The 11900-nt window shown below is 62.7% G+C and carries 11 protein-coding genes; 6 read left to right on the plus strand and 5 right to left on the minus strand.

The window, feature by feature from the left end:
• Positions 1-87 precede the first annotated feature (87 nt).
• The 3 genes from V7Q10_RS14885 to V7Q10_RS14895 form a co-directional block, all read right to left on the minus strand.
• Entirely contained in the window at positions 88-561 is a 474-nt protein-coding gene (locus V7Q10_RS14885) for a GNAT family N-acetyltransferase (protein WP_333869924.1), read from the minus strand.
• Positions 562-791: 230 nt separating this feature from the next.
• Positions 792-1826 carry a dipeptidase gene (locus tag V7Q10_RS14890; RefSeq protein WP_333869925.1) on the minus strand — a complete coding sequence of 345 codons (1035 nt, stop codon included), beginning with the start codon at positions 1824-1826 and terminating at the stop codon, positions 792-794.
• Positions 1827-1877: 51 nt separating this feature from the next.
• Positions 1878-2795 (minus strand): LysR family transcriptional regulator, encoded by a 918-nt coding sequence (locus V7Q10_RS14895; protein ID WP_333869926.1) that lies wholly within the window; start codon positions 2793-2795, stop codon positions 1878-1880.
• A 95-nt stretch (positions 2796-2890) separates the two neighbouring features.
• On the opposite strand from V7Q10_RS14895, the gene V7Q10_RS14900 reads away from it, so the two are divergent.
• On the plus strand, positions 2891-4126 hold the full coding sequence (locus V7Q10_RS14900) for a urate hydroxylase PuuD (protein ID WP_333869927.1): 1236 nt from the start codon (positions 2891-2893) through the stop codon (positions 4124-4126).
• Between the two features lie 2 nt (positions 4127-4128).
• Here the strand turns inward: V7Q10_RS14900 and hrpB are convergent, their stop codons facing one another.
• A complete protein-coding gene (gene hrpB, locus V7Q10_RS14905) occupies positions 4129-6573 on the minus strand; it encodes an ATP-dependent helicase HrpB (protein ID WP_333869934.1) in 2445 nt (814 codons plus the stop codon).
• Between the two features lie 161 nt (positions 6574-6734).
• On the opposite strand from hrpB, the gene meaB reads away from it, so the two are divergent.
• From meaB to V7Q10_RS14925, 4 genes are all read left to right on the plus strand, one after another.
• Positions 6735-7730: a methylmalonyl Co-A mutase-associated GTPase MeaB gene (gene meaB / locus V7Q10_RS14910; protein ID WP_333869928.1), complete on the plus strand. Its 996-nt coding sequence runs from the start codon at positions 6735-6737 to the stop codon at positions 7728-7730.
• Between the two features lie 230 nt (positions 7731-7960).
• The gene (gene rpmB, locus V7Q10_RS14915) at positions 7961-8248 is read left to right on the plus strand and encodes a 50S ribosomal protein L28 (protein WP_333869929.1); all 288 of its coding nucleotides are present in this window, start codon (positions 7961-7963) and stop codon (positions 8246-8248) included.
• Between the two features lie 151 nt (positions 8249-8399).
• On the plus strand, positions 8400-8738 hold the full coding sequence (locus V7Q10_RS14920) for a DUF2946 family protein (protein ID WP_333869930.1): 339 nt from the start codon (positions 8400-8402) through the stop codon (positions 8736-8738).
• 36 nt (positions 8739-8774) lie between these two features.
• Entirely contained in the window at positions 8775-9278 is a 504-nt protein-coding gene (locus V7Q10_RS14925; RefSeq protein ID WP_333869931.1) for a copper chaperone PCu(A)C, read from the plus strand.
• A gap of 51 nt (positions 9279-9329) precedes the next feature.
• Here the strand turns inward: V7Q10_RS14925 and V7Q10_RS14930 are convergent, their stop codons facing one another.
• A complete protein-coding gene (locus V7Q10_RS14930) occupies positions 9330-9644 on the minus strand; it encodes a hypothetical protein (RefSeq protein WP_333869932.1) in 315 nt (104 codons plus the stop codon).
• Between the two features lie 172 nt (positions 9645-9816).
• Here V7Q10_RS14930 and lepA point away from each other — a divergent pair, with 172 nt between their 5' ends.
• Entirely contained in the window at positions 9817-11616 is a 1800-nt protein-coding gene (gene lepA / locus V7Q10_RS14935) for a translation elongation factor 4 (protein ID WP_333869933.1), read from the plus strand.
• Positions 11617-11900 lie beyond the last annotated feature (284 nt).

The raw sequence follows: 11900 nt of genomic DNA on the forward strand, positions 1-11900 counted from the left end.
GGGCTCTTGTGAATGGGTGGCAGGTCTGATCGCGCAAGACCGCAGCGTCGAACAGGTGACCCGCAATGTGCTACTGGGCGATTGGGCCTAGCCTGCTGCGCCCAACACCGCCTCCAGCGCCGCGCCGGACAGGATCAGCGGATCGGCGGCCTCGCGCAGATCAAAGCCCAGACTGCGGTAGAACCCAAGTGCTGGCAGATTGCTGCGCTTGACCATCAGCGCGATAAACTGCGGCTGCCAATCCTGCGCCTGCACCCAAGCGGCGGCCAAAAGCCCGCGCCCCGCACCAAGCCCGCGCGCGCTGGGGCGCAAATAGAGGTCTTGCACGAACACCCCCATAGCACCACGCCAACTGCTGTATTCCGGCAAGAACAGGCAAAACCCCAAGGCCTGTGCAGCGCGGTCTTCGGCCAAAACCACCCGAAACCGTGGCCTCTTGCCAAACCCATGCGCCAGCAGGCTTTCGACACTGCCGCCAAAGGCTTCACCCGCAGCCATCTCCAACAGCAGCGCGTGGATCAGCGCCGCATCCGCCGCCTGCGCCAGCCGATAGCGGATCATAGCGTCAGCATCGCCGGCGCGCCATCGGGGCTGGTGGCATTCTCACCAAGCCGAAAGGTTGCCGAACCTTTGTTCCGTCTGCGCATTATGGGCGTGCCTTTCGTATCTGCCGTGACGCGTTGGGTCCATGTCGCTCGCGCCATTTGGCAGCCCACAAATCCAGACGGCAAGCTTGCCATCGCTTGCCCTGCCCCTGCACAAAAAATAACAGTATGCGCCATGATAAATCCCTAGCCGATGGTCTTGGCCAGCATATCCAGCCAGTTTTGCCAGCAAATCCGCCGGATCAGCTCTGCCTCATAGCCCGCATCCTGCATCGCCGTTACCAGATGTGGCAAGCCGCGCGCGCTGCCGATAAACTCGGGCATCAGCGCACCGTCAAAATCCGACCCCAGCGCCACGCCGCCTTCGCCCAGCCGCGCCAGCAGATGCTCCAGATGGCGCAGCATCTCGGCAGGGGCGGTATCGGCGCGCTTTTGGCCGTCTTGGCGCAGGAATTGGCAGCCAAAGTTCAGCCCCACCAGCCCGCCGCTTTCGGCCACGGCGTCAAGCTGCTTGTCGGTCAGATTGCGCGTCGCAGGCGTCATCGCATGCGCCCCCGAATGGGTGGCCACCAGCGGCCGCCCTGACAGCCGCGCCACATCCCAAAACCCCGCCTCGTTCAGATGGCTCAGGTCAAACAACACCCCAAGGCTTTCGCATTCCGCCAGCAGCCGCTTGCCCGCCTCGGTCAGCCCCGGCCCGGTATCGGGCGAGGCCGGAAAGTTGAACGGCACGCCGTGGCCAAAGATATTCGGGCGGCTCCAAACCGGCCCCAAAGACCGCAGGCCTGCGGCATAGTAAAGATGCAGCTCGTCCAGCCCTGCGCCGATGCCTTCGCAGCCCTCGATATGCAGCAGCGCCGCCACCGCCCCTGCGGCGCGCGCAGCCTCGATCTGTGGCGCAGAGGTGCAAAGCCGGATCGCCTCTGGCCGCGCCCGCACCATCCGCAGCAAAACCGCCACCTGCTCGGCGGTTTCGCGATGCGCACGGGCGGGGTCTATTGCGGGAAATTCGCGAAACTGCGCCATAGGGTCGGGTGCCGTGGCCGGATCGGTGCTGCACCAAACCGCGAAAAACCCACCCGCAAAACCGCCGGCGCGACAAGCTGCCAAATCCAGATGCCCGCCGCGACCATTGAAAAAGCCATCCCCCGCAGGCTGGCCTTCGCGCCACAGACAAGACAGCACATCATTGTGCCCGTCAAATATATCCTGTTGTTCCATTTCTGCGACCCTTACGAATTTGCTCTGTTGCTGCCCTGAAACCAGCGGCGTTTATCCTGTTCCCGCCAGGCGCACCGCATCGCGCACATGCGCGGCCATGAAATCGGTGAACAGTTTAACTTTGGGGTCTTTCAACCGGCGATGCTGGCTTAAAATCGACAATTGCGTCGGCACTGGCGGAGTGGCCGCTGCCACCTCGATCAGCCGGCCCTCGCGCAGATGCTCGGCCACTTCAAACATCGGCTTCATCACAATGCCGCGCCCATCCAAGGCCCAGCCGGTCAGCACATCGCCGTCATCAGATTCGAAAGGCCCGGCAATCTCAAACCGCCTTGGCCCATCGGCAGTTTGCAGCGCCCATTGAAATTCCTTGGCGCCGGGAAAGCGCAGGTTCAAACAGTCGTGTTTGTCACTGACCAAAGCCGCGCCATCCAGCGGCATGCCCCGCCGCGCCACATAGGCAGGCGAAGCGCACAGCACGCGCGGGCAATCGGCGATCAGCCGCACCTTCAAGGTGGAATCGTCCAAAATCCCCAGATGAAACGCTACGTCCAGCCCCTCGGCCGTGACGTCAATCACCCGATCCGACAGCCGCAGGCGCACATCAATCTGTGGGTAAATATCCTTAAAGGCCGGCACATGCGGCGCAATGAACCGCCGCCCCACGCCCAAAGGCGCCGAGACAAAGATCGTGCCGCGCGGGTTTTGCGTCACATCCATCACCGCAGCTTCGGCCTCGTCAATCGCCTCTAGCACCTTTTTTGCGCCGTCAAAAAAGATCCGGCCATTCTCGGTTGGCTGCAAGCTGCGCGTGGTGCGGCTGAACAGACGCACCCCCAAATGCTTTTCCAATTCCGAGATCCGCGCCGAGGCCACCGCAGGCGAGGTGCGCTGATCGCGCGCAGCCGCAGACATGGATCCCAACTCGTAAACCCGCACAAACATCCGAATGTTGTTCACATAGGCCATTTTCGTCTCAATCTTGAAAGTGATGCCAGCGTTTTCAGGATTAACAGGGAAGTGGCTTGCGGTATAGCCTAAGCCTGAACCGAAGGAGAATGCCAATGTCAGACTGGGTTGTGTTGTGGGAATGGGTGCAAATCGCTGCGCGTTGGGTGCATGTGACCACTGCGATCGCTTGGATCGGGTCGTCGTTTTACTTCATCGCGCTGGATCTTGGCCTGCGCAAAACCCCCAGCCTGCCACCGCTTGCTTCGGGCGAAGAATGGCAGGTCCACGGCGGCGGCTTTTATCACATCCAGAAATATATGGTCGCCCCCGATATGATGCCCGAGCATCTGACCTGGTTCAAATGGGAAAGCTATGCGACCTGGCTTTCGGGCTTCACCATGCTGGTGCTGGTCTATTATATGGGCTCGAACCTTTATCTGATCGACCCCGAAGTTGCTGATCTGGCGCCTTGGCAGGCCATCGCCATCTCGCTTGGCAGTCTGGGCTTTGGCTGGCTGATCTATGATCTGATCTGCAAAAGCCGCTTTGGCGATGACAACACCCGCCTGATGATCGGGCTTTATGTGATCCTTGTGGCGATGGCTTGGGGCTATACCCAAGTCTTCTCGGGCCGCGCCGCCCTGCTGCATCTGGGGGCGTTTACCGCCACCATCATGTCGGCCAATGTCTTTGCCATCATCATGCCAAATCAACGCATCGTGGTCGCCGACCTGAAAGCAGGCCGCAAACCCGATCCGAAATACGGCAAAATCGCCAAGCAGCGCAGCACCCACAACAACTATCTGACCCTGCCGGTGCTGTTTTTGATGCTGTCAAACCACTATCCGCTGGTGTTTGCGACCCAGTATAACTGGCTGATCGCCAGCCTTGTCTTCCTGATGGGGGTCACGGTGCGGCATTGGTTCAACACCAAACACGCCCGCAAAGGCAACCCGCATTGGACATGGTTTGTCACCGTGGTGCTGTTTTTGCTGATCGCTTGGCTCTCGACCGCCCCGATGCGCCAGCGCCCCGAACAGGCCGCCCTGACCGGCCCCGCGCTGACCTATGCCTCAGCGCAAGGCTTTGACGATGTGGTCAGCATTGTGCAGGGCCGCTGTTCGATGTGCCATGCCGCCGAGCCGGTTTACGAAGGCATCCATTGGGCCCCGAAAAACGTCGTGCTGGAAACCCCGGCCCAAATCGCAGCCGAGGCCGAGCGCATCTATATGCAAGCAGGCCTGACCCATGCCATGCCCCCCGCCAACCTGTCCTATATTGAACCCGCCGAGCGCGAGGCAATCGTCCGCTGGTTCCGCGCCGCAGGTCAGGGCGGCAGCAACAGCTAGGCTTAGGTGCCGCGCGGCTTGGCGCGCAGCGTAGGCTCTGCCTGCGTCGGGTCTTCCGGCCAAGGGTGGCGCGGGTATTGCCCGCGCATATCCTTGCGCACATCGGAATAAGAGCTGGTCCAGAACCGCGGAATATCCATCGTCACCTGAATGGTCTTATGCCCGGGCGAGGTCAGCGTCACCCGCAGCGGCAACTGCTTTGCCCCCACCACCGGATGCCGGGTCACGCCAAACATCTCTTGCAAGCGCACCTCAATCGCGGGGGCCTCGCCGTCGTAATCAATCGGCACTTTGCGGCCCAAGGGGGTTTCAAAATGCGCAGGCACCAGCTGATCCAACCGCCGCAGCTGATCCCAGGTCAGACAGGCCCGCAAAGGCTCGTGCAGATCCAGGCTGCGCAAATCAGCCTCGCTGCGGCATTTGCCCAGATGCGGCAAAAGCCAAGCCTCGGCCGCAGCCATCAGGCCCTCATCGCTGACATCCGGCCAATCGCTATCGGCATCACCGCCGCGCGCAAGCGCCACCCGCGCCCGAAACCGCCGTGCCGCAGGGCTAAAATGCAGCCCATTCAGCCGCACCCCCTCCAGCGCCGCCCGCGCAATCGCCTCGGGCGGCGCATCGCTCCAAGCCTGATCGCCGAAGACCAGCGCGCCAAACCGCTCTTGCCGCCGCGCCAAAACCCGCCCCTCGCGCTTGGACCAGATGCAAACCTCCAGCGTCTCGATCTGCGCGGCATAAAGCGCGCGCAGCTCGGCCTCTGACAGCGCCACCGCTTGCCGGATCTGCGCCTCGCGGGTGTCGCCGTCCAGATCGGTTGCCACCAGCAACCGCGCCGAAGCCAAAGGCGTGCCAACCGCCATCACAGCCCCCTTGCCGCCCGACAGCACAAAGCGCGGCGCATCGCCCTTGCGCCGCTGGCCAATGCGGTCGGGATAGGCCAGCGCCGCCATCTGCCCAAGGCTCAGGCCCGCATCCGCAGCCACAGCCACCCCAGCCCCCCGCTCCAAACGCCGCGCCTCTTGCCGAATACGCTCGACCACAGGCCGCAACACCGGCCAAGGATGCTCGGCCTCAAACCGGCGCGGATCGGCCAGCGCCGCCATCCGCAGCGCCAAATCCGGCGGCGCGCCCTTGATCGGGTCGCGCTCGGCCAAAAGCGCCGCCAAAAGCCCCGCCTCAGGCCCTGCGCGGCGCAGCATATGCGCCAAGCGCGGATGCAAGGGCAGCGCCGCCAAGGCCCGGCCATGCGGCGTGATCCGCCCCGCCTCCAAGGCCCCCAGCGCCGTCAAAAGCGCCCGCGCCTCGGCCATGGCCCCGGGGTTCGGCGGCGTCAGCAAAGCCACCTCGCCGCCCCAAAGTGCAAGCTCCAGCGCAAGCCCGGTCAAATCCGCCGCCTCAATCTCTGCCGGCGGATAGGCGGCCAAGCCGCCCTCCTCGCCCTTCGTCCAATAGCGATAGCACACCCCCGCCGCGATCCGCCCCGCCCGCCCGCGCCGCTGCTCGGCCTCCGCCCGCGTCACCCGCTCGGTCACCAGCCGCGACATGCCGGAATTGGGGTCAAACCGCGCCCGCCGCGCCCGCCCGCCATCCACCACCACGCCAATGTCGGGAATGGTCAGCGATGTCTCGGCAATCGAGGTGGCCAGCACAATCTTGCGCGCCTGCGAAGGCGCCAGCGCCGCGCGCTGCGCTGCAAAATCCATCGCGCCAAACAACGGCCGTATCTCGCAACCGGTAAGCCCGCCCAGCATCGCCTCAACCCGCCGGATCTCGCCCTCGCCGGGCAAAAACACCAAGACCCCGCCCTCGGTCTCGGCCACCGCCTGCCGCACCAGCCCCGCCACCCCAGCCTCAAACCGCAGGCTTGCGTCAGGGCTGCGCCCCAGCCACCGCGTCTCCACCGCAAAGGCCCGCCCCTGCGAGGTCACCACCGGCGCCCCCCCCATCAGCTCGGCCACCGGCGCCGCATCCAAGGTCGCCGACATCACGATCAACATCAGATCCTCGCGCAGCGCCGCCCGGATCTCCAAGGCAAGCGCCAAGCCCAAATCGGCATTCAAAGACCGCTCATGAAACTCGTCGAAAATCACAGCCCCAACGCCGCGCAATTCAGGATCACTCTGAATCATCCGCGTCAAAATGCCCTCGGTGACCACCTCAATGCGGGTGGCCTTGCCGACCTTGGCCTCGCCCCTGATGCGGTAGCCAACCCGCGCGCCCACCGCCTCGCCCAGGGTCTCGGCCATCCGCTCGGCCGCCGCCCGCGCCGCCAAGCGCCGCGGCTCCAGCATCACAATCCGCCCGCGCACCAAGCCCGAGGCCAAAAGATCCAGCGGCACCATCGTGGTCTTGCCCGCGCCGGGGGGGGCTTGCAAAACCGCCATGCCCCGCGCGGCCAATGCCGCCCGCAACTCGGGCAAAACCTGTTCTATCGGCAAAGCGCTCATCTCGCCCTTATCACCGAAACCGCAGCCCATGAAAAGCCGCCGCCCGACTTTCATCTTGGCCAAAATATCCCCGCCGGAGGCTCCACCGCTTCCCCCCGCGCCCAAAGCCTCTGGCCAAGCCCCGCCACATCGGGCAAAACGAACCCAACAAAGGACCCGTCATGGATATTGCCGCCCTCGCCGCTGGCCTCGCCGCCCAAGATCGCCGCAGCCTTGCCCGCGCCATCACTCTGGTGGAAAGCGCGCGCGCCGATCACCGCGCCGCTGCACTCGACCTGCTCGGCCGGCTTGATCCCGCCAAACAAGCCCTGCGCATCGGCCTCTCGGGCACCCCCGGCGTCGGCAAATCCACCTTCATCGAAAGCTTCGGGCTGATGCTGACAGCGCTTGGCCTGCGGGTGGCGGTGCTGGCGGTGGATCCGTCTTCGGCGCGCTCGGGCGGCTCTATTCTGGGCGATAAAACCCGGATGGAGCAGCTCTCGCGCGACCCGCGCGCCTTCATCCGCCCCTCGCCGTCACAAGCGCATATGGGCGGGGTCGCACGCCGCTCGCGCGAGGCGGTGGCGCTTTGCGAGGCTGCGGGCTTTGACATCGTGCTGATCGAAACCGTCGGCGTCGGGCAATCCGAAACCGTGGTCTCGGAACTTTGCGACATCTTCCTTCTGCTGCTTGCCCCCGCCGGCGGCGACGAGCTGCAAGGCGTCAAGCGCGGCATCATGGAAATGGCCGACATCATTTTGGTCAACAAAGCCGATGGCGATCTGAAACAGGCCGCGATGCGCACCTGTGCCGATTATGCCGGCGCGCTGCGGCTGCTGCGCCGCCGCCCGCAAGACCCCAGCGGCTTTCCGATGGCGATGACGGTCTCGGCGTTGGCCAATGAAGGGCTTGCCACCGCTTGGCAGCAGATCGAAACCCTGATCGCCTGGCGACGCCAGCATGGCCATTGGGCGGGCCGGCGCAGCGCGCAGGCCCAGCATTGGTTTGGCGAAGAGGTCCGGCGCGGCTTGCTCTCGGTGCTTGATCACGACCCGGCCATGGGCGTGATGGCGCAACTGGGGGCCGAGGTCGCCGCAGGGGCGCTGACCCCCGAGACCGCCGCCGCCCGCCTGCTGACCCTGCTGGGGCGCGGCGAGAATCATCTGCCCACCCCCTAGCCTGCCGCCAAAATTATTTTGCCAAAGCTGCGGCTTTGTGGCGCTAAGCCCCTCGCATCATGCCAGAAAATCGCCCCGCCTGCCCGCGCCGCCGCAAAGAATCCTGTGCAATTGCCGCCCCTGATGCCTTGACGCGGCCCGATAATCCCCTTAAACGCCGGAAATCGAATTCTGGTGCCGCCTGTTTCTGGGGGGCAGCCTTCTGACCTAAACTGACAAGGAACACGACCATGTCGCGCGTCTGCGAACTCTCGGGCAAAGGCCCTATGTCTGGCAACACTGTCAGCCACGCCAACAACAAATCCCGTCGCCGGTTCCTTCCGAACCTGAACGAGGTCACCTTGATCTCGGACACGCTGGGTCGTTCTTTCCAACTGCGTATTTCGGCGGCCGCTTTGCGCACCGTCGATCACCGCGGTGGTCTGGATGCCTTCTTGGCAAAAGCCAAGGACGCGGAACTGTCGGTTGATGCTCTGCGCATCAAGCGCGACATCGCCAAGGCACAAGCCGCAGCCTAATCGCTGTTGCAGCATTACAAAGGCCCTGCTTGGCATCCAAGCGGGGCCTTTTGCTGTTCCTGCGCGCCCGTTCCTGCCCGCCGCTGATGCGGCGGCAAACTGCCGCCTTCCCTTTGCCAAGGGCTTGCGGTAAATCGCAGCCATGCGCGTGATGCTTGGCCTTTTCCTTTCCCTTATGCTGGTGGCCACTTCGGTCAGCTCGGCCGTGATGCATTCCGAAATGCAGGGCGCGACCGAGATCACCATTTGCGCCGATCTGGCAGGCGCGGGCGTCACCACGCTTCAGCTGGATGCCACAGGCAAGCCGCTGACCGCGCATCACAACTGCCCCGAATGTCTTGCCGCCCTGTCCTCGGTGCTGCTGCCAGCTCAGATCACCGTGCTGGCGCCGCAAACCAGCCAGCGCAGCCACTATCCGGCCACCACGGTTGCAGGCACCGGTCGCCCAGCCCCCGCAGCAATCGCCCGAGGCCCGCCGCGTTTCCTTTGATCCAAGCTTCAAACCGATCTCTCAATAGGAAACATCATGACACGACTTCAAACACTTCTCGCCGCTGCGGCGACCCTTATTGCTTGGCCCGCTCTTGCACATGACGGGGTGCATATCTCGGACCAATATGCCCGCGTCAACGGCGGCATCGGCGCTTCTGGCGCGATCTTTCTTAAGGTTGAAAATCACGCCGATGTAGACGAGCGCTTGATCGACGCCAGCTCTGACATCGCCGACAAGGTCGAATTGCACACCCATATCGCCAGCGCCGATGGCGTGATGCAAATGCTCCATGTCCCCGAAGGCTTTGCAATTGCAGCCGAGCAAGACCTTATGCTCAAACGCGGCGGCAATCATGTCATGCTGATGGGGCTGAAAAAAGACCTGAAAGACGGCGATATCATCCACATCACACTGACCTTTGAACATGCAGGTAAGGTCGAGATCGACGTCCCCGTCGACAACGCCCGCAAACCCGGCGCGATGGGGATGATGGATCACAGCAAAATGGGCGCCGAAGCCCCAGCGCCCTCGAACTGACACACAGGCGGGGCTGCGAAGCCCCGCTTCCTCTGCCCCAGCCTCAGCAGATCAGCCCTTGCAGCGTGCCTCGGCCTGCGCACCAAAGGCCTTATAGCGCTCCCAAAACGCATCGTCAGATCTTGATTGCGACATCCAGACCTTGTGGGCCTTTTCGGGGTTCTTAAAGAAACCGGCAGCACGGCTTTGATCGCCACGGCGCAGGGTCTCATTCGCCACCTGCTGAATGCAGGAACACAAGCCACGGCTGGTGCTGGCGCGATCCGAGCGGTTACAGGCGCGCTCAATCGGCCCAGCCGCTGCCGCCCCCGCAAAAGCAGGTATCGCCACCGCGGCACAAAGCGCCAGAACTAAGGTTTTTTTCATTGCTGCCTCATGCGTCTGTCTAGGCTTGCGTGTGGCCACAGATCAATTTCTTGCCCCTATATGATCGGTTGAGCCCGATTTTTCAAGGGCAGCCGCCACCGGCGACACGCCAGTTTTCATTCCGTCGCACAAGCCCCTTCCCGACCCTCGCGGAACCAGCTATATCGCGCGCATGACCCAGCTTGATCTCATCCGCAATTTCTCCATCGTGGCCCACATCGACCACGGTAAATCCACCCTCGCTGACCGGCTGATCCAGCTCACCGGCACAGTGGCTGCGCGCGATATGAAAGCGCAGATGCTAGACAGCATGGATATTGAACGTGAGCGCGGCATCACGATCAAGGCCAACACGGTGCGGATCGAATATCCCGCCAAGGATGGCAAAACCTATATCCTCAACCTGATCGACACCCCCGGCCACGTCGACTTTGCCTATGAGGTCTCCCGCTCGATGCGCGCGGTTGAAGGCTCGCTTTTGGTGGTCGATGCCAGCCAAGGCGTCGAGGCGCAAACCCTTGCCAACGTCTACCAAGCGCTGGATGCCGGCCACGAGATCGTGCCCGTGCTGAACAAGGTCGATCTGCCCGCCGCCGAACCCGACCGCGTGCGCGAACAGATCGAAGATGTGATCGGCCTTGATGCCTCTGACGCCATCCTGATCTCGGCGAAATCCGGCCTTGGCATCCCCGACGTGCTGGAAGCCATCGTCACCCGCCTGCCCGCCCCCAAAGGCGACCGCGACGCGCCCCTCAAGGCGATGCTGGTCGACAGCTGGTATGACAGCTATCTTGGCGTGGTCGTGATGATCCGCGTCATCGACGGCGTTATCCGCAAGGGTGACCGCATCCGCATGATGCAAACCAATGCCGTCTACGGCGTCGACAAACTGGCAGTGCTGAAACCGCAAATGGTCGATATTGCCGAACTTGGCCCCGGCGAGATCGGCATCTGGACCGGCTCGATCAAACAGGTGCGCGACACCCGCGTCGGCGACACCATCACCTCCGAGCGCAAGGGCTGCGAAACCGCCCTGCCTGGCTTTAAACCGGCGCAACCCGTGGTGTTCTGCGGCCTCTTCCCCGTCGATGCCGCCGATTTCGAACCCCTGCGCGACGCGATCGAAAAGCTCTCGCTCAACGACGCCTCTTTTTCGACCGAGATGGAAACCTCTGCCGCCCTCGGCTTTGGCTTTCGCTGCGGCTTCCTTGGCCTGTTGCACCTTGAAGTCATCCGCGACCGGCTAGAGCGCGAATATGACATCGACCTGATCACCACAGCGCCTTCGGTGGTGTTCAAACTGCATATGAAAGACGGCACCGTGCAAGACCTGCACAACCCCGCCGATATGCCCGACCTGACCTATATCGACCATATCGAAGAGCCGCGCATCAAAGCCACGATCATGGTGCCCGACACCTATCTCGGCGATGTGCTGAAACTCTGCCAAGACCGCCGCGGCATCCAGATGGACCTCTCCTATGCCGGCGCCCGCGCCATGGTGGTCTATGACCTGCCCTTGGCCGAAGTGGTCTTCGACTTCTACGACCGGCTGAAATCGGTGACGCAGGGCTATGCCTCTTTCGACTACCAGATCTCGGAATATCGCGAAGATTTCTTGGTGAAAATGTCGATCCTCGTCAACGAAGAGCCCGTCGATGCGCTCTCGATGATGGTGCACCGCGACCGCGCCGAAGCCCGCGGCCGCGCCATGGTCGAGAAGCTGAAAGACCTGATCCCGCGCCACATGTTCAAAATCCCGATCCAAGCCGCCATCGGCGCCCGCGTGATCGCGCGCGAGACCCTCTCCGCCATGCGCAAAGACGTGACCGCCAAATGCTACGGCGGCGACGCCTCGCGCAAAAAGAAACTGCTCGAGAAGCAGAAGGCCGGTAAAAAGCGCATGCGCCAGTTCGGCAAGGTCGAGATCCCGCAGGAGGCGTTTATTAGTGCTCTTAAAATGGACAGCTAAGCTGTCCATTTTAAGAGGCGGTGGGCGGAAGCGAATTGCGCAGCAAATCGCGTGCCCACACAGGTGAAGGCTTTGCTTAGGGTCTGCGTTGAAGATGGATAGTTAAAAAGGCTTTATTTATGAGTGAGAATAGAATTGGCTTGCATGTCTACACCTTGAGGCAATTCAAAAGTCGGGAAAAGAATAAGACTCCAATCAAATTTTCTCAGCACCCGCGGGGCGGGATGCTGTCTAGGTTCCAGACTCATTGATCATCAAAGCCAGAACAAGACGGTTGCTGCGAG

The organism is Cypionkella sp. (assembly GCF_036782355.1).
GTDB lineage: Bacteria > Pseudomonadota > Alphaproteobacteria > Rhodobacterales > Rhodobacteraceae > Cypionkella.